General features: G+C 72.1%; 18 protein-coding genes. 12 read left to right on the forward strand and 6 right to left on the reverse strand.

The annotated features are described in order from the left end of the window. Positions 1 to 16: 16 nt before the first annotated feature. Entirely contained in the window at positions 17 to 1327 is a 1311-nt protein-coding gene (locus tag N1032_RS10200; protein WP_259538956.1) for a M1 family metallopeptidase, read from the reverse strand. Next, a complete protein-coding gene (locus tag N1032_RS10205) occupies positions 1324 to 5325 on the reverse strand; it encodes a Pls/PosA family non-ribosomal peptide synthetase (RefSeq protein WP_259538957.1) in 4002 nt (1333 codons plus the stop codon). Before N1032_RS10205 ends, N1032_RS10200 begins: the two co-directional genes overlap by 4 nt. A 75-nt stretch (positions 5326 to 5400) precedes the next feature. Here N1032_RS10205 and N1032_RS10210 point away from each other — a divergent pair, with 75 nt between their 5' ends. Genes N1032_RS10210 through N1032_RS10225 form a run of 4 tightly spaced genes read left to right on the forward strand, consistent with a single transcriptional unit; the run spans position 5401 to position 7366 of the window. Beyond that, positions 5401 to 5736 carry an ArsR/SmtB family transcription factor gene (locus tag N1032_RS10210; protein ID WP_259538958.1) on the forward strand — a complete coding sequence of 112 codons (336 nt, stop codon included), beginning with the start codon at positions 5401 to 5403 and terminating at the stop codon, positions 5734 to 5736. Beyond that, positions 5733 to 6230 carry an SRPBCC family protein gene (locus N1032_RS10215; RefSeq protein WP_259538959.1) on the forward strand — a complete coding sequence of 166 codons (498 nt, stop codon included), beginning with the start codon at positions 5733 to 5735 and terminating at the stop codon, positions 6228 to 6230. The genes N1032_RS10210 and N1032_RS10215 overlap by 4 nt, the downstream gene beginning before the upstream one ends. Then, complete coding sequence (locus N1032_RS10220; protein ID WP_259538960.1) at positions 6223 to 6576, forward strand: iron chaperone; 354 nt, start codon at positions 6223 to 6225, stop codon at positions 6574 to 6576. The genes N1032_RS10215 and N1032_RS10220 overlap by 8 nt, the downstream gene beginning before the upstream one ends. Before the next feature lie 43 nt (positions 6577 to 6619). Then, complete coding sequence (locus N1032_RS10225; RefSeq protein WP_259538961.1) at positions 6620 to 7366, forward strand: SGNH/GDSL hydrolase family protein; 747 nt, start codon at positions 6620 to 6622, stop codon at positions 7364 to 7366. Positions 7367 to 7536: 170 nt separating this feature from the next. Here N1032_RS10225 and N1032_RS10230 read toward each other — a convergent pair whose 3' ends face one another. Next, entirely contained in the window at positions 7537 to 8769 is a 1233-nt protein-coding gene (locus N1032_RS10230; protein WP_259538962.1) for an epoxide hydrolase family protein, read from the reverse strand. A 109-nt stretch (positions 8770 to 8878) separates the two neighbouring features. On the opposite strand from N1032_RS10230, the gene N1032_RS10235 reads away from it, so the two are divergent. The 4 genes from N1032_RS10235 (at position 8879) to N1032_RS10250 (ending at position 12054) form a co-directional block, all read left to right on the forward strand. Beyond that, a complete protein-coding gene (locus N1032_RS10235) occupies positions 8879 to 10054 on the forward strand; it encodes a baeRF2 domain-containing protein (RefSeq protein ID WP_259538963.1) in 1176 nt (391 codons plus the stop codon). Between the two features lie 265 nt (positions 10055 to 10319). Beyond that, positions 10320 to 11159: an alpha/beta fold hydrolase gene (locus N1032_RS10240; RefSeq protein ID WP_259538964.1), complete on the forward strand. Its 840-nt coding sequence runs from the start codon at positions 10320 to 10322 to the stop codon at positions 11157 to 11159. Further along, entirely contained in the window at positions 11156 to 11617 is a 462-nt protein-coding gene (locus tag N1032_RS10245; RefSeq protein WP_259538965.1) for an SRPBCC family protein, read from the forward strand. The genes N1032_RS10240 and N1032_RS10245 overlap by 4 nt, the downstream gene beginning before the upstream one ends. Before the next feature lie 23 nt (positions 11618 to 11640). After that, complete coding sequence (locus N1032_RS10250; RefSeq protein WP_259538966.1) at positions 11641 to 12054, forward strand: GNAT family N-acetyltransferase; 414 nt, start codon at positions 11641 to 11643, stop codon at positions 12052 to 12054. A gap of 35 nt (positions 12055 to 12089) precedes the next feature. On the opposite strand, the gene N1032_RS10255 is transcribed toward N1032_RS10250, so the two are convergent. Then, positions 12090 to 12578 (reverse strand): MarR family winged helix-turn-helix transcriptional regulator, encoded by a 489-nt coding sequence (locus N1032_RS10255; RefSeq protein ID WP_259538967.1) that lies wholly within the window; start codon positions 12576 to 12578, stop codon positions 12090 to 12092. Positions 12579 to 12618: 40 nt separating this feature from the next. Here N1032_RS10255 and N1032_RS10260 point away from each other — a divergent pair, with 40 nt between their 5' ends. The 4 genes from N1032_RS10260 to N1032_RS10275 all read left to right on the forward strand — a co-directional run bounded on the left by N1032_RS10260 (position 12619) and on the right by N1032_RS10275 (position 15788). Beyond that, a complete protein-coding gene (locus N1032_RS10260) occupies positions 12619 to 13542 on the forward strand; it encodes a DMT family transporter (RefSeq protein WP_259538968.1) in 924 nt (307 codons plus the stop codon). After that, positions 13506 to 14147: a DnaJ family domain-containing protein gene (locus tag N1032_RS10265; RefSeq protein WP_259538969.1), complete on the forward strand. Its 642-nt coding sequence runs from the start codon at positions 13506 to 13508 to the stop codon at positions 14145 to 14147. The genes N1032_RS10260 and N1032_RS10265 overlap by 37 nt, the downstream gene beginning before the upstream one ends. A gap of 85 nt (positions 14148 to 14232) precedes the next feature. Then, positions 14233 to 15018 (forward strand): SDR family oxidoreductase, encoded by a 786-nt coding sequence (locus tag N1032_RS10270; RefSeq protein ID WP_259538970.1) that lies wholly within the window; start codon positions 14233 to 14235, stop codon positions 15016 to 15018. Beyond that, a complete protein-coding gene (locus tag N1032_RS10275; protein WP_259538971.1) occupies positions 15015 to 15788 on the forward strand; it encodes an SDR family oxidoreductase in 774 nt (257 codons plus the stop codon). Before N1032_RS10270 ends, N1032_RS10275 begins: the two co-directional genes overlap by 4 nt. Before the next feature lie 6 nt (positions 15789 to 15794). Here the strand turns inward: N1032_RS10275 and N1032_RS10280 are convergent, their stop codons facing one another. Further along, on the reverse strand, positions 15795 to 16316 hold the full coding sequence (locus N1032_RS10280) for an SRPBCC family protein (RefSeq protein ID WP_259538972.1): 522 nt from the start codon (positions 16314 to 16316) through the stop codon (positions 15795 to 15797). After that, positions 16313 to 16714, reverse strand: a complete 402-nt coding sequence (locus tag N1032_RS10285; protein WP_259538973.1) for an ArsR/SmtB family transcription factor — start codon at positions 16712 to 16714, stop codon at positions 16313 to 16315. Before N1032_RS10285 ends, N1032_RS10280 begins: the two co-directional genes overlap by 4 nt. Positions 16715 to 16774: the final 60 nt, after the last annotated feature.

A 16774-nucleotide genomic window follows, 5' to 3' on the forward strand; every position in this document is an offset into this window, starting at 1 on the left:
ACAAGGGTGTCGGCGGTCAGCGCACGGCGGGCAGGGCGCTGGAGTACAGCCAGCCGCCGAAGTAGGCGCCGAACGACCGCCCGGTGCGCGCCTCGACGAGCGCGATGAACTCGGCGGTGTCGGCGGTGGCGTGCGCGTGCTCGGCCGTCCAGTCGCGCAGGATGCCGAAGAACGTCTCGTCGCCCACGTCGCGCCGCAGGGCGTGCAGGGTCAGCGCCCCGCGCTTGTAGACCCGGTCGTCGAACATCGACGCGGCACCCGGCTCGCCGATGACGAGGTCTTGCGGAGCCGCCCGCAGCCGCTGGTAGTGCTCGCGCGCCAGCCGATCGGCCGACGGGCCCCCGTCGTGCTCCGACCACAGCCATTCGGCGTAGCAGGCGAAGCCCTCGTTGAGCCAGATGTCCTTCCAAGCGGCCACCCCGACGCTGTTGCCGAACCACTGGTGCGCGAGTTCGTGCGCGATCAGCCGCTCCGACCCGCTCTCGCCGTCGACGTGGTTGGCGCCGAAGATCGCCATCGCCTGGGCCTCGAGGGGAATCTCGAGATCGTCATCGGTCACCACCACCGCGAAGCGATCGAACGGGTAGGGCCCGAACACCTGTGAGAAATAGCCGATCATGCGCTCGAGCGGACTGAAGTCGGCGCGCACGCGCTGGTCGAGTGCCGCCGGGAAGGCGTAGTCGACCGGAACCTCGCCGAGCGACGACCGGCGCGCGTAGTGGCCGATCTGCACGGTGGCGAGATAGGCGGCGGTCGGCCGGGGCTGCTCCCACAGCCAGGTGGCGCGGCCGCTGCGCACCGTGCGCTGCACGAGCAGGCCGCTGCAGACGACCGTGTAGTCCTCCTCGGCGGTGAAGCGGATGCGATAGGCGGCCTTGTCACCGGGCCTGTCGTTGCAGGGGAACCAGGTCGACGAGCCCGAGGGCTGCGAGGCGGTGAGCACGCCGTCGTCGAGCTCCTCCCAGCCGATCGGCCCCCAGGCGCTGCGCCGGGGGCCGGGGCGCCCGCCGTAGTCGATCTGCAGCTCGAACCGGGTGCCCGCCGCGATCGGCCGGTCGGGCCGCACCGTGAGGGTGTGGGTGGACTGCGACATCCGGTTGACCCGCCGGCCGTCGAGGCGCACCTTCGTGGCTTTGAGCTTCGACAGGTCGAGCGGGATGTGGTCGAGGTCGACCACCGCCTCGGCCACGATGACGGCGACGCCGTCGAGCCGGTTGGTCTCGACCCGGTAGTCGAGGGTGAGGTCGTAGGTGAGCACGCGGTAGGCCCACGTGCCGATGCCCGGCGTGTAGGGGTCGCCGGCGTAGACGACCCCGCGGCCGGTCACGAGGCGTCCAGAGCGGGTTCCGCGCGGTACTCCGACGTGCGCACGTCGCGCCACGGGCCGATCGGGTTGCCGCTCCAGCGCGTGCCGAGTGGCACGAGCTCGCCGCGCATGACGAGCGACGCCGGGCCCACGGTGCCCTGGGCGGCGATGCGGGCAGCCGGCAGGATGACGCTGTGCGGGCCGAGGGTGGCGCCCTCGTCGAGGATGACCGTGTCGAGACTCATGACTCGATCATGGAACAGATGCGTCTGAACCACACATCCGCGGTTCACCGTGCTCGCATCCGAGAGCGTCACCAGGTCGGCCTCGGGCAGCCAGTAGGTGTCGCACCACACCCCGCGGCCGATCGTGGCCCCGAGACTGCGCAGCCACCACACGAGTGCGGGGGTTCCGGCGGCCGCCTGGGCGAACCACGGTGCCGCGACCATCTCGGTGAAGGTGTCGGAGACCTCGCTGCGCCACACGAAGCTCGACCAGAGCGGATGCTCGCCCGGCGTGATGCGGCCGATCAGCGCCCATTTCGCCACCGTGCTCACCCCGGCGGCCACCGCGCCGGCCACGAGCAGCACCACCCCGCTGAGCAGGGCGGCCACCAGGGCGCCGAACGCGACGGTGAGCGCCGCCAGGGCGTAGAGCACCCCGAGTCCGATGGCGCAGGTCACGAACACCGGCACCACGCGGCCGAGCTCCCACAGCAGCCGGGCCACGCGCAGCCGGGCGGGCGGCGCGAAGGTGCGGCTGGCATCCGACTCGTTGACCGTGCGCCGCAATCGCACGGGCGGCGAGCCGAGCCACGACGAGCCGTTCTTCGCCTTGCGTGGCGCCGACGACAGCACCGCGACCAAGCCCTCGCGCGGAACCCGGTGGCCGGCCGCGGCCATGCCGGAGTTGCCGAGGAACGCCCGTTCGCCGATCTCGGCGCGGGCCACGTGCATCCATCCGCCGCCGAGCTCGTAGGAGCCGACCAGGGTGTCGTCGGCGAGGAAGGCGCCATCGCGCACCGTGGTCATGGCCGGGATGAGCAGCACCGTCGACGCCTCGACGTCGCGGCCGATGCGGGCGCCGAGCAGCCGCAGCCAGACCGGCGTGAACAACCCCGAATAGAGCGGGAACAGCAGGGTGCGCGAGAGGTCGAGCAGTCGCTCGGTCGACCACAGCTGCCAGCCCACCCGGCCCCGCACGGCGTGCACGCCCTCGCTCACGCCGAGACCGAGCAGCCTCGTGAACACCAGCACGAGTGCCGTGATGACGAACCCGGTGACGAGGGTCGCCGGCACGAGGGCGATCGCGCTGCGGCCGACGGCGTCGGCGATGGTGGGCGACCCCTGGATGAACGCCGCCACCACGGCCCCACCGGCGGCGAAGCCGACGAGCGGCACGAGCGACATACCCACCGATGAGAGACCGTAGGCGACCAGCCATCGGGAACGGCGCGGCGGGCGCTCGGCCGGCCACCAGTCGCGGGCCTTGCCGATGCGCCGCGCGGGCGATCCCGCCCAGCGCTGGCCGGCCGGCACCCGGCCGAACACCGACGAACCCGGGTCGATCTCGGCCCGCTTGCCGATGCGGGCGCCGGGCAGCAGGGTGCTGCGGGCGCCCACCGTGCTGCCGGCGCCGATGCGCACGGCGCCCACGCGCACCGTGTCGCCGTCGATCCAGTAGCCCGAGAGGTCGACCTCCGGCTCGATCGCGGCACCGCGGCCCACGGTGAGCATGCCGGTGATGGGCGGCAGCGAGTGCAGATCGACGTCGTCGGCGATGCGTGCGCCGAGGGCGCGGGCGTAGTAGTTGATCCACGGCGCCCCCGCGAGGCTGACCGCGCCCACCTGGTGGGCGATCTGCTCCGCCAGCCACAACCGCAGGTGCCAGCCGCCGCCGCGCGGGTAGTCACCGGCCTGCAGGCCGTGCAGCAGCAGCCGTGAGGCGACCACCGAGATCGCCATGCGGCCGAACGGGGTCGCGAAGAGCACCAGCCCGATCACGAGCACCCACCACGGCACCACCGGCAAGAACCTGAAGCCGCCGACGGGGGCGAGAACAGCGGATGCCGTGAGCAGGTAGACGAGCCAGCGAACCCCCGCGAGCACGAACAGGGGCACCCCCAGCACCGTCTGCAGCACGCGCATCCGTAAGGGGGTGTGCGGCACGACCGAGTCGCTCGCCACCCGCGGCGACTCGGGGGCCCGGGCGTCGACCTCGGCCGACATCGCGGCGAGCCGCGGATGCGCGTAGATGTCGGCCACCGTGAACTCGGGATCGATCTCGCGCAGCCCCGCCACCAGTTGCGCGGCCGCGAGCGAGCCTCCGCCGAGGTCGAAGAAGTTCGCGTCGGGGTGGGTCACCGGGGTGCCGAGCACCGCCGTCCAGAGGTCGGCCACCCGTTTGAGTGCCGGGTCGAGGTCGCCCTCCTCCCCCGTGTCGGCGCCGGGCAGCGGCCAGGGCAGCGCGGCCCGGTCGACCTTGCCCGAGGTGCGGGTGGGCAGGTCGTCGAGCACCGCGATGAGCGGCACGAGCGCCGCCGGCAGTTCGTCGCGCAGGCGCTGCACGGCGTCGTCGCGGTCGAACGACTCGGGGGCTGCCGCCACGACGTAGCCCACCAGCATCTGGTTGCCCGCAGCGGTCGTGCGCACCGCCACGGCGGCGCCCGAGACGCCGGGAAGGTTCTGCAGCGCCGCTTCGATCTCGCCGAGCTCGATGCGGCGCCCGCCGACCTTCACCTGGTCGTCGGCGCGGCCCTGGAACACCAGGCCCTCGCTCTCGAAGCGCACGAGGTCGCCGCTGCGGTAGGCGCGCTGCCAGCCGAGCGAGGGCATCGGGGCGTACTTCTCGGCGTCCTTGGCCGGGTCGAGGTAGCGCGCCAGCCCTACTCCGCCGATGATCAGCTCGCCCGTCTCGCCCTCGGCCACGCGGTCGCCCGCGGCATCCACGACCGCGAGCTGCCAGCCGTCGAGCGGCAGTCCGATGCGCACGGGCCCCGGGCCTCCGAGCAGGGCGGCGCAGGCGACGACGGTGGCCTCGGTGGGGCCGTAGGTGTTCCACACCTCGCGGCCGCCGGTCGAGAGCCGTTCGCCCAGCTCGGGCGGGCAGGCCTCGCCGCCGAAGATGAGCAGCCGCACGTTCTCGAGCGACTCCACCGGCCACAGGGCCGCGAGGGTGGGCACGGTCGACACGACGGTGATGTCGCGGGTGACGAGCCAGGGGCCGAGATCCATGCCGCTGCGCACGAGCGAGCGGGGCGCGGGCACGAGGCAGGCGCCGTTCGCCCAGGCGAGCCACATCTCCTCGCACGAGGCGTCGAACGCCACCGAGAGACCGGCCAGCACCCGGTCGCCCGGGGCGATCGGCTCGTCGCTCAGAAAGAGGCGCGCCTCGGCGTCGACGAAGGCGGCCGCCGAACGGTGGCTCACGGCGACACCCTTCGGCGTGCCGGTCGACCCCGAGGTGAAGATGATCCAGGCGTCGTCGGTGAGCTCGGGCGGCGACACGATCGGCAGGGCCGCGGTGCTCGCGTGCGGCGGCTCGACGCGGGCGAACAGGCGGGTCGGGGCATCCGGTTCCGGCGCCTCCGGCTCCGGCTCATCATGTTCCGGCGCCGCGACGCCCCGCGGCGTGTAGACGCCGGTGCCCGAGATGACGCCGGCCACCCGCGCCTCGCCGAACACGAGCTCGGCGCGTTCGTCGGGATCGTCGGCGTCGACCGGCACATAGGCGGCCCCGGCCACGAGCACCGCGAGAATCGAGACGTAGAGCTCACGCCGCCCTGACGGCATCCGGATGCCCACCCGGTCGCCCCGGCGCACCCCGGCCACGTGCAGCTCACCCGCGGTGGCGAGCACGCGGGCCATCAGCTCGCGGTAGCTCAAAGCGCCGTTCGCGTCTTCGAGGGCCGAGACCTCCGGATGCCGAGCAACGGTGTCGCGGAACACGTCGACGAGGGTGCGGGGCGGGGCGGCGGCGTCGCCCCGATCGAGCACCGCCTGGATCGAGGGTGTGGCCATGCGGGTCATTGTGCCCGACGAAGGTTAACGGCGAGATCATTGAACTATTCGGTTCATCGTTCTACACTGAACCACATGGTTCATCATGAAGTGCTCGACCGGGCGTTCGCCGCCCTCGCCGATCCCACCCGGCGTGACGTGCTGACCCGGCTCGGCGACGGGCCCGCCACCATCAGCCAGCTGGCCGACCCCGCGGGCATCACCGTGACCGGCATGAAGAAGCACGTGCAGGTGCTCGAAGCCGCCGGCCTCGTGGTGACCGAGAAGATCGGCCGCGCGCGGCAGTGCCGGCTCGGCACCGAGCGATTGGATGACGCCATGGCCTGGATCACCTTCTACCAGCGCCTCTGGGAACGCCGTCTCGACGGCCTCGAGGCCTACTTCACCCTCACGAAAGGAACCGAGAAATGACCGATCAGACCGCATCGAGCAGACCCGTCGACGACGACGCCCTCAGCCTGCGGATGACCCGTTACCTGCCCGCCTCGCCTGACGAGGTCTTCGACGCCTACACCGACGCCCGCAAGCAGAAGATCTGGTTCAGCATCCTCGACCAGACGCCCGGCATCGTCGAGATCGAGGTCGACCTGCGCGTCGGCGGCGTGCAGACGGCGGTCTGGGGCCCCGACGAGAACACGCTGTTCCGCGAGACGCAGACCTTCCTCGTGATCGACCGGCCGAACCGGCTGGTCACCGAATCGACGGGGTCGAGCCCCGACGGAATGACCATGACCACCCGCATCGACATCCGGTTCGACGCGCAGGGCGACGGCACGCTCGTGACCGTCGAGCAGACCGGGTTCCCGGTCGTCGAGGTGCGCGACTTCTTCGCCGGCGACGTCTGGGTCGGCGCCTTCGACCGCATCGAGGCGTTCCTGCGGCAGGAGGGGGCGCCGGATGCCTGACACACCCGAGTCGGTCGACGCCTACCTCGCGGGGTTCCCCGCCGAGCAGCGCGACGTGCTGCAGCGGGTGCGCGACGCCATCCACCGCGGCGTGCCGGGTGCGACCGAGAAGATCCGCTACGCGATGCCGGCGGTCATGCTGGGCGGCCGCTACGCGATCCACTTCGCGGGCTGGAAGAAGCACATCGGGCTCTACCCGGTTCCGGTGTTCGACGACGGACTCGAGGCCGAGATCGCGCCCTACCGCAGCGAGAAGGACTCGGTGACCTTTTCGTGGAAGGAGCCGGTGCCCTACGACCTGATCGAGCGGGTCTCGCGCGCGATCGCGGGTCTTCGCGGGGCGTGAGCGACGGTCGCCCACGCACCGCGTGCGTCGTAGGGTGGGCCGCATGACGACCCGCACCAGGCTCCTCGTGGGCGGCAGCATCGCCGCGGCCACCGCCACCGTCGCGCTCTGGGTGCGCTACCTGGCCCGCCGCCAGCACTACTGGCAGGGGCGGCTCTCCGACTCCATCCCCGTGAACTCGCAGTACTGGCGCGACCGGGCCACCCGCGAGGGAGAGTTGCTCTACGTCGCCATCGGCGACTCCACCGCGCAGGGAATCGGGGCCAGCCGGCCGGCCCACAGCTACGTCGGCTTCATCGCCCGGCACGTGCGGCAGGCGACGGGCCGGCCGGTGCGGGTGGTGAACCTCGCCATCTCGGGAGCGACGATCGGCGACGCGATCGCCCGTGAGCTCCCCCGGCTGGCGGCCCTCGATGCCGAGCTGATGACCGTGTGCATCGGCGCGAACGACATCGCCGCGTTCGACCCCGACCGGTTCGCCGCGCAGGTCGACACGCTGTTCGACGCGCTGCCGTCGCACGCGATCGTCGCCGATCTGCCCAGCTTCTACTTCTTGCCGGCGCAGAAGAAGGTCGTCATCGCCAACCGCATCCTCGTCGACGCCGCCCGGGCGAGGCGACTGCGGGTGGTGCCGCTCTACCGGGCCACCGACCGGCAGGGGCTCTGGGGCGTGTCGACGCAGTTCGCGGGCGACCTCTTCCATCCCAACGACCGCGGCTACCGCATCTGGGCCGACACCTTCGCGCCGGCGGTCGACGAGCGGCTCCGGGCGATCGGCGCCATCGCCTGAGCCGCGGGTCGCGGGAGCGGCGCCGGCGGAGCGACGGGGCCGCCGGAACGGCTGTCGGGGCGGCCGGGGTTTGGGAACGCGTGTCCCATGCCTTTTCGCTACTGTCGAACTCGCTGCGTCGCGGCGCTCACCGTTTCGGGTACCGTGAGCGCCGCGGCCCAGCCCTCCGGTCAGCGCACGCGGCGGAAGAATCCGCGCAGCTCCGTCACGAAGAGCTCCGGCTGCTCGAGCGCCGGGAAGTGACCGCCCCGCGCCGGTTCACCCCACCAGCGGATGTCGGTGAACATGGTCTCGGCCCACCGCCGCGACGGCCTGATGGTCTCGGCGGGGAACACCGAGCAACCCGTCGGCACCGATACCGGTGCGGGCAGCGACACGCGGGCCGGAGCCGGCACGGGCACGGGCCGGTCGAGCCCCGGGGCAGTGGGCGAGGCGGCATCCGGCGCCGGTGAGAACCAGTTCTGCACCTCGCGGATGCTCTGCCAGTAGAGCCTGGCCGACGAAGCCCCTGTCGCCGTGAGCCAGTAGAGCGTGACGGTGTCGAGCAGCACGTCGCGGTCGATGGCGTCGAGGCCGCCGTCGGCCCACGAGGCGTATTTCTCGGCGATCCAGGCGCAGAGTGCGGCGGGCGAGTCGGTGAGCGCGTAGCCGATGGTCTGCGGCTTGGTGGACTGCTCGGCTGAGTAGCCGTCCTCCCACGACGCCGCGTGCTCCAGCGCGGCGAGCGCCGACCGCTCCGCGTCGGTGAGGTCGTCGAAGGTGGCTGGGTCGGGGGCGACGAGCGGAGGCATGAGGTGGATGCCGGTCAGCCGCTCGGGCGCCCTCCGCGCCATCACGGTGGTGATCGACGCGCCCCAGTCGCTGCCCTGGGCGCCGAAGCGGGGGTAACCGAGGCGCTGCATCAGCGTCAGCCAGGCATCCGCGATGCGCTCGATGCCCCAGCCGGCCTGCCCGGGTTTGTCGCTGAAGCCGTAGCCGGGGAGGGTGGGGCAGACCACGTGGAACGCGTCGCGGGCCGAGCCGCCGTGCGCCTCGGGATGGGTGAGCGGCTCGATCACGCGCAGGAACTCGAACACCGAGCCTGGCCAGCCGTTCGTGAGCACGAGCGGCAGGGCGCCCTCGTGCGGCGAGCGGGCGTGCACGAAGTGGATGCCGAGGCCGTCGACCGTGGTGCGGAACTGCGGCACGGCGTTCAGCCGGCGCTCCCCCGCCCGCCAGTCGTAGTGCTCGGCCCAGGTGCGGCAGAGGTCGCGCAGTACGGCGAGCGGAACGCCCTGCGACCAGTCGTCGACCGTCTCGGCCTCGGGCCAGCGGGTGGAGGCGAGGCGGGCCCTCAAGGCGGCGAGCTCGACGTCGGGCACGGCGGAGCGGAAGGGTTCGATCGTGTCGTCGGCTCGCGGCATCCGCTGCTCCTCTCGGTGATGTGATCGCCTTCGACGATTGTGCCTGGTGGGCCACGCGAGGAACGAGTACCGTCCGAAGAAGTTGGTCAGCGACGACGAAAGGCGACCAGTGGATCACTCGACGACCTATCTTCATGCCCTCGCGGAGATCTACCGCGAACCCGGGCCCTACTCCGCGGTATACCTCGACCTCTCGAGGGACACCGGCAACCCGCACGAGGTGACCGAGGAACGGCGGGCGAGTGTCGACGACACCCTCGTCAAGGCCGGCGCTCCGGCCGCCGACATCGCTGCGATCGGCGAGGTGCTGTCGGATGCCGACGGGGTGGCCGACCCGGTGACGGTGTTCGGCGTGGTGCGCGACGGCGAGGTGGTGCTCAGCGAGGTGGTGCGCACGACCCCCGTCGACCTCGAGTCGATCTCGTACGGCCCGCTGCCCGACCTCACGCCGGCCGTCAAGCACGCCCTGTCGGCGTTCCCCTATCTCGTGGTCGAGACCTCACGCGAGGGCGGCGAGATCTCGCTCTACCGCGTCGGGGTCTCGGCGTCGGCGGCCCAGCAGTCCGTCTCGGGCGACAGCGACGACATCCACAAGCCCAAGAAGGGCGGCGGCCTCTGGGGCGACCACATCGACCGGCACGTCGAGGAGGTGTGGAAGCGCAACCAGTCCGAGCTCGCGGCCGCGGTGAACGCCGCCGTCGACCGCTACCGCCCGCGCCTGGTCGTGGTGGCCGGCGACATCCGGGCCCGTGCCCTGCTCGGCGATGCGCTCTCGCCCGCCGCGCGGGCCGTGCTCACGACCGAGCCGAGCGATCCGGTGCCGTTCGACGCCAGTGACGCCCGACTCGCCGAATGGGTCGACGCCGAGGTCGAGCGCATCGTGCGCGACGACGAGAAGTCGATCGCCGACCTGATCGCGCTGCACGAGGGGCGCGGCGACAACCGGGCCGAGCTCACCGTCGGCGGCATCGTGCACGCACTCGAGTCGGCGCAGGTCGACGCACTGCTGATCGACGACGCGGCCCTCGGCGACCGCGAGCTGCTCGCCCTCGACGGCGCACCGTGGATCGCAACCGCGCCCGAAGACGCCCTGACGGCGTCGATCATCGCGAAGGTGCCGGCCCGGCTCGCCCTGCTGCGGGCGGCCCTGCTGACGGATGCGCGGGTCTACTACACGCGCGAGGCCGGGCTCGACGACGATCCGCTCACCCTTCCCGAGGGGGCCGCGGCCGCCGCACTGCTGCGCTGGCAGACCGGACCGCCGGTTCCGGGAACAGAGAGCTGAATCGAGGGTTCAACTGGCGTCGTAATCGACGTAGGATGAGCTCGGCCCGCTGAGGTGTCCGCACCGCTTCCATTGGCAGAGTCGCCGGTGACTAGCCCGGACGACATCGCTGCGTGGCCTGTGATCGGTCCGCTCGACCGGCCTTCGGATCAGTGTCGACCGCGGAGGCCGGCCGGCGGTTCAGATCGACGGGGGTTGCCGTCTTCGGTCGACCGGATCATGCTGGCCAGAGGCGCACTGCTTCGACCCGCCGGAAGGACCAGCGATGGCCAATCACCTGTTCACGCTCGCGTCGGGACGCACGGTCGGGGTGTCGGCCGCCGGGGATCCGGTGTCGAACCGCCTGGTGGTGTTCTGCCACCCGACGCCGGGAGCCGGTGGCTTCGATCCCGATCCGTCGGTCACCGAGCGATCGGGCGTGCACCTGCTGATGCTCGACCGCCCCGGATACGGCGCCTCGGAACCCTTGCGTCCCGGCGAGCCGCCCACGATCGAGCGCCAGGCCGACGATCTCGCCGAATACCTGCGGGCGGCGGTGTCGACGGCGCGCTCGCAGAGCGGGGTCGACTTCGGCTCGGCCGGGGCCATCGGCTGGGGCACGGGGGGAATGGTGGCCCTCGCTCTCGCGGCGCGGCATCCGGACCTCATCGACCGGGTGGCCACCGTGGCCACCGCGTCGCCCGTCGGACTCGCGTTCGACCCCGACGTGCAGGAGCGGCTGCCCTTCACGCTCGCGAGCCTCGGCGTCGACGAGCGCGATCGCGTGCTCGAGCGGGCGGGGCTGCGCAATCGGCTCGCCCGCATGCTCGACGACGGCTCCGAACAGGGCCTCGCCGGCGCGAAAGCCGACTTCACCGCGATCCGCGACGGCGATTGGACCAGACGCCTGCGGCGCATCACGGCGACGAGTCTGCTGGTCTACGGCGACGACGACCCGTCGGCCTTCGTCGAAGACGGGCGGTGGTATCGCCGCCGGATGCCGCGCTCGCGCACCCGGGTGGTGCGGGTGGCCGGGGCCGGGCGTCTGGCACTGGTGTCGGAGTGGCGCCGCATCCTGCGGCAGGTCGCTCCGTCGACCGACACGAAGGAAAGGAACGGCAGATGACCGACACGACCAAGGGGTTCACCCTCACGCGCAACTACGACGCGACCCCGGAGCAGATCTGGCAGGCGTGGACCGATCCCGACCAGGCAGCCCAGTGGTGGCATCCGGCCGGCCTGTCGACCCCGCGCGACTCGGTGAGCATCGACGCCCGGGTGGGCGGGCTCTACACCTACACGATGGTCGACGACGCCTCGGGCGAGGAGTACCCCACCGGGGGCGAATACCGCGAGGTCGTGCCGAACGAGAAGCTCGTCTTCACCTGGGGCGACCCGTCGGGCGATCCGGATGACGCCATGCTCGTCACCGTGTCGATCGAGCCCCTTGGCGAACTCACCCGCTTGGTGTTCGACCTGCGCGGAGCGGACGGCATGCGCGGCGACGACAGCTTCTACGACGGGTGGGACGGCGCGCTCGACGAGCTCGCCCAGCTGCTCGGCCAGACGCCGGTGGCCGGCTGAGCGAGCCCCGAGCGAGGGTCGAGGTGCTGCCGAAGGCCACATCGGGGCAGTGGATCGAGTGGAATCTGCGCAACTACGCCACGCAGGGCTACGGACTCTGGATCGTCGAGACCTCCGACGGCGAGTTCGTGGGCGACTGCGGGCTGACCTGGCAGGTCGCGGGCGGCCGGCGCGTGCTCGAGGTGGGCTACCACGTGCTGCCCGGCCAACAGGGGCTGGGCTACGCCACCGAGGCCGCCGCCGCGTGCCGCGACCTCGCCCGCGAGCTGGAGCTCGCGCCGGAGCTCGTGGCGATCATCCACCCGCAGAACACGGCGTCGGGGCGGGTGGCCGAGAAGATCGGCATGCGACGCATGGGCGACGACCACGGCGATGACCACAGCGGCGTGCCGGCGGTGCGCACGGTGTTCGGCCCGAGGCTGGCGCCGGCGGAGTAGCGTCGCAGTCCGGGGTGGGTCGCTGTCAGTGGCCCTCAGACGCGGGCGAGCCACCGGGTGAGGATGGGCTCGAGCGCGCGGCGATCGGCGGCCGAGAGCTGGTCGACGAGGCGACGCTCGTTCGCCATGTGCTCGGTGAAGGCCGCGTCGATCACCTCGACGCCGCGCTCGGTGAGGGCGACGACCCGGCGACGGCCGTCGCCCTCGACGCCCCGCCGAACCACCAGCCCGGCCTCGGCGAGGCGGTCGAGACGCTTCGTCATCGCGCCCGTGGTCACCATGGTGTGCTCGGCGAGCTCGCCCGGGGCTCGCTCGAACGGCGCCCCGGCACGCCGGAGCGTCGCGAGCACGTCGAACTCCCCCTCGCCCAGGCCGTGCCGGGCGTAGACCTCGGTGAGCTCGTCGGTGAGCCGCGCCGCCAGCCGGTGCAGACGGCCGATGATGCCCTGCGGCGACACGTCGAGGTCGGGGCGCTCGCGCCGCCACTCCTGCTGGATGCGTGCAACGTGATCGATGTCGTCCATAGTCTCGACTATAGCTTCCGGGGAAGCTATAGTCGCTTCCATGGAAGCTAAATGGCGCTGGATTCTGGTGACGGCGATCGCCCCGGTCGCGTGGGGGTCGAACTACTACGTCACGCGCCAGTTCCTGCCCGACGACAGCCCGCTCTGGGGGGCCGTGCTGCGCGCGGTGCCGGCCGGACTGCTGCTCATGGCCGTCGCCCGCGCGCGCCCGCACGGCTCGTGGTGGTGGCGGTCGCTCGTGCTCGGCGCCCTGAACGTCGGCGCCTTCTTCGTGCTGATCTACCTGGCCTCGCAGCTCCTGCCCTCGAGTGTCGCCTCGACCATCATGGCCACGTCGGCGGGCGTGCTGATGCTGCTCGCCTGGCCACTCCTCGCCGACCGACCGACGCTGCTGCCCGCCCTCGGCGCGCTGCTGGGCTTCGCCGGGGTCGCCGTCATGCTGCTCGGCGACACGGGTGGCGTCGACGCGCTCGGGGTGGCGGCATCCGTCGCGGCCATGCTGATGTCGTCGACCGGGTTCATCCTGACCAAGAAGTGGGCGGCCGACCAGAAGATCCTCGCCGTGACGTCGTGGCAGCTCATCGGCGGCGGTCTGCTGGTGCTGCCGTTCGCCCTGGTGTTCGAGGGCGGCGTGCCGGCCCTCGACGGGCCGGCGCTCGCCGGGTTCGCCTACGTCACGGTCATCGCGACGGCGGTGGCGTTCGTCGCGTGGTTCGCCGGGCTGCGGCACCTGCCGGCCGGAACCGTCGGGCTGGTCGGGCTGCTCAACCCGGTGACCGGGGTGCTGCTCGGCACCCTGCTGGCCGCGGAGCCGTTCGGCTGGCGCCAGGCATTCGGCACGGCGCTCGTGCTGGCGGGCGTGTTGCTCGGGCAGCACCGACGGCCGCCGACTCGACGGATGCGCCCCGAAAACCTAGGCTTGACGTCGTGGCCGGCAAGCGGGAGCGAAGTGATTCGCGACTGAACGTCGCCCGATATCGCGTCGAGCGCCTGGCCCACGAGACCGGTGACGACGAGGCACTTCCGGCCGTCGGCGCCGGGCAGCCCGAACCCGAGGGTGACAACGACGCCGGCCGGCCCACGATGGAGCAGCGGTCGCAGTTCGTCGAGATCGCCATCGCCCAGGCCATGCGCCGCGGCGACTTCGACGACCTCCCGGGCGCGGGCAAGCCGCTCACCCATCTCACGCAGACGCACGACCCGAACTGGTGGATCCGGCGAAAGATCGAGCGCGAGCAGCTCACCGGGCTGGGGCCGCCCGCGCTCACGCTGCGCACCGAGAACGCCGGCCTCGACGAGCGCCTCGACGCCGCGCCGACCGAGAACGCCGTGCGCGACATCCTGACCGACTTCAACGCGCGCGTGATCGAGGCGCGACGGCAGCTGCTCGGCGGCCCGCCGGTCGTCACGCCCGTGCGCGACGTCGACGACGAGGTCGCCCGCTGGCACGAGCGGCGGGCGGCGAGGCGCCGGGCCGCCGACGAGGAACGCGAGCGGGATGCCGCCTACCTCGCCTCACTGAGCCGCCGGGAACGCCGGCGCGTGCTGCGCGAGCGCCGCGGTCTCTGACCGCGCGTCACAGATCGACCGGGTGCCCGGTCATTCTTCAGTGACGGTGGCGGATCAGCCGCCCCGCACGACAGAAAGGTCGATCATGTCGAAGATCGTGGTCATCGGCGGCACCGGACTCATCGGTTCGAAACTCGTCGCGACGCTCAGCGCCCACGGGCACGAGGCCGTGCCCGCCTCACCCGCCACGGGTGTCGACACCCTCACCGGCGAAGGACTCGCCGCTGTGCTCGACGGCGCCGAGGTCGTGGTCGACGTGTCGAACTCCCCCTCGTTCGACGACCAGGCGGTGCTCGACTTCTTCACCACCTCGACCACGAACCTCATCGCCGCCGCGAAGGCCGCCGGGGTCGGCCACTACGTGGCACTGTCGGTCGTGGGCACCGAGCGGCTGCCCGAGAGCGGCTACTTCCGGGCCAAGGTGGCCCAGGAGCGCCTGATCAGCGGCTCCGGCATCCCGTTCTCGCTCGTGCACGCCACCCAGTTCTTCGAGTTCGTGAAGAGCATCGCGGATGCCGCGACCCATGACGGGGTGGTGCGCCTCTCCCCTGCGCGCGTTCAGCCCATCGCGGCCCACGACGTGGCCGCGGCCCTCGCCCGCGTCACGGTCAGCGCACCGCTCGAGGGAACCCACGAGGTGGCGGGACCCCAGACGTTCGGGCTCGACGAGTTCGTGCGCACCGGCCTGCGTCTTCGCGGCGACGACCGGCCGGTGGTGACCGACCCGGCCGCGCGCTACTTCGGCGAGGTGCTGGGCGAGCAGACGCTCTTGCCCGCGGCCGACGCCGAGATCGCGCACACGAGCTACACCGACTGGTTCCCGTCGAACAACCCCACCGCGGCAGCGGCCTCACGACCGGCCGCGTCATGACGATCGTCGTGGTCGGCGGCACCGGCCTCATCGGCACCAAGGTGGTGGCGCGATTGCGCGCCCTCGGCCACGATCCCGTGGTGGCCGCGCGCGCGACCGGGGTGAACTCCTACACCGGCGAGGGGCTCGCCGAGGCGCTGGCCGGCGCCGGCACGGTGGTGGATGTCTCGAACTCGTCCTACCTCGACGAGGCCGGCGCACTCGACTTCTTCGAGACCTCCACGCTCAACCTGCTCACCTTCGGAGCAGCGGCGGCGGTCGCGCACCACGTGGCGCTCTCGGTGGTGGGCACCGACCGGCTCGCCCGGGGCGAGGGTGGCTACTTCCAGGCGAAACAGCAGCAGGAGAACCTCATCCGCTCGTCGAGCCGGCCGTTCTCGATCGTGCACGCGACACAGTTCTTCGAGTTCGTGGGCGACATCGCCGACAGCGCGAGCCGCGACGGCCGGGTGCGGGTGGCGCAGGCGCTGATGCAGCCGATGGCGGCCGACGACGTGGCGGACGCCGTGGTGCGCACGGCGCTCGGCGCGCCGACCCGCGCGGTCACCGAGTTCGCCGGTCCCGAACCCGGGAGGCTCGACTACTTCGTGCGACGCCTGCTCACGGCCGGAGACGACGTGCGCGAGGTGCGCGCCGACCCGCTGGCCCGCTACTTCGGCAGTGCCCTCACCGAGCGCGAGCTGCTACCCGGCGACCGCGCCGTTCTCTCGAGCCTGCGGTTCGATCAGTGGCTGAAGGGCGTGCGGCCGGCCGCTGTCGCGGCGGGCTGACCGGCGCTACCGCGCCCCGGCCTGCGCCCGGCCCTGGGCCAGGGCGGCCAGCTGAGCGGTCACGGCGCCCCACCCGTCGAAGAAGCCCAGCTCGGCGTGCTGGGCGGCGTCGCCCGGGCTCTTGTGCATCGCCCGGGCGGCGTACTCCGTGCCCTCGGGGTGATCGCGGAACGTGATCTCGGCGGTGAGGAACGGCTCCTCCGCCGGGCGCCAGCCTTCGACGAGCGCGTTGGTCCAGACGATCCGTTCGAGGTCGTCGATCGCAAGGAAGCACCCCGTGATGTGCGCGCCGAACTCCCCGCCCGGCTCACGGATCTCGGTCGTGAACGCGCCTCCCGGGCGCAGCTCCATGGCGACGACCCGGCAGGCGGCGGGGGCCGGCACCCACCACTGTTCGAAGCTCGCCGGGTCGGTCCAGGCGCGCCAGACCACTTCCCGCGGGGCGGCGATGACCCGCGAGATCACGAGGTCGAGCTCCGGATGCTGCGGAGCGGTCGTGCGGGCCGAACTCGAGGTCGACGCGGTCATCTCGGGGGTTCTTTCTCGTAGGGGCGACCGGACGGGCGCGCGTGGTTCGGGAGCGTGTGGTTCGGGAACGGACCGGCGACGCCGGTGACGAACGCCTCCAGACGGTCGGTGCGCCCTTCCCAGACGGCTCGCTCGGCCGACAGCCAGCTCTCGACAGCGGTGAACGCCTTCTTCTCGATCGCGCACACGCGCACCCGGCCGAGTTTGCGCGTGCGGATGCATCCGCTCGCCTCGAGCGACCGGATGTGCTTCAGGAACGACGGCAGCGCCATGTCGAACGGCTCCGCGAGCTCGCCGACGCTGGCCGGGCCGGCACCGAGCCGACGCAGCACGGCGCGGCGCGTGGGGTCGGACAGCGCCTGGAAGATGCCGTCGAGCCGATCCGAATACTGAGCCATAAGGCAAAGTATCACGGAGGTGCCGCCGCCAGGAAGGGCTCGGTGCGGGTCGGCTCAGGG

Source organism: Herbiconiux daphne (assembly GCF_024979295.1).
Taxonomy (GTDB): Bacteria; Actinomycetota; Actinomycetes; order Actinomycetales; family Microbacteriaceae; genus Herbiconiux; species Herbiconiux daphnes.

Coding starts and splice junctions, on each gene's coding strand:
- N1032_RS10245 (WP_259538965.1), top strand. CDS start 11,156: ATGACCGACACGACCAAGGGGTTCACCCTCACGCGCAACTACGACGCG.
- N1032_RS10230 (WP_259538962.1), bottom strand. CDS start 8,769: ATGCCGCGAGCCGACGACACGATCGAACCCTTCCGCTCCGCCGTGCCC.
- N1032_RS10285 (WP_259538973.1), bottom strand. CDS start 16,714: ATGGCTCAGTATTCGGATCGGCTCGACGGCATCTTCCAGGCGCTGTCC.
- N1032_RS10260 (WP_259538968.1), top strand. CDS start 12,619: ATGGAAGCTAAATGGCGCTGGATTCTGGTGACGGCGATCGCCCCGGTC.
- N1032_RS10205 (WP_259538957.1), bottom strand. CDS start 5,325: ATGGCCACACCCTCGATCCAGGCGGTGCTCGATCGGGGCGACGCCGCC.
- N1032_RS10215 (WP_259538959.1), top strand. CDS start 5,733: ATGACCGATCAGACCGCATCGAGCAGACCCGTCGACGACGACGCCCTC.
- N1032_RS10255 (WP_259538967.1), bottom strand. CDS start 12,578: ATGGACGACATCGATCACGTTGCACGCATCCAGCAGGAGTGGCGGCGC.
- N1032_RS10220 (WP_259538960.1), top strand. CDS start 6,223: ATGCCTGACACACCCGAGTCGGTCGACGCCTACCTCGCGGGGTTCCCC.
- N1032_RS10270 (WP_259538970.1), top strand. CDS start 14,233: ATGTCGAAGATCGTGGTCATCGGCGGCACCGGACTCATCGGTTCGAAA.
- N1032_RS10210 (WP_259538958.1), top strand. CDS start 5,401: ATGGTTCATCATGAAGTGCTCGACCGGGCGTTCGCCGCCCTCGCCGAT.
- N1032_RS10240 (WP_259538964.1), top strand. CDS start 10,320: ATGGCCAATCACCTGTTCACGCTCGCGTCGGGACGCACGGTCGGGGTG.
- N1032_RS10280 (WP_259538972.1), bottom strand. CDS start 16,316: ATGACCGCGTCGACCTCGAGTTCGGCCCGCACGACCGCTCCGCAGCAT.
- N1032_RS10275 (WP_259538971.1), top strand. CDS start 15,015: ATGACGATCGTCGTGGTCGGCGGCACCGGCCTCATCGGCACCAAGGTG.
- N1032_RS10225 (WP_259538961.1), top strand. CDS start 6,620: ATGACGACCCGCACCAGGCTCCTCGTGGGCGGCAGCATCGCCGCGGCC.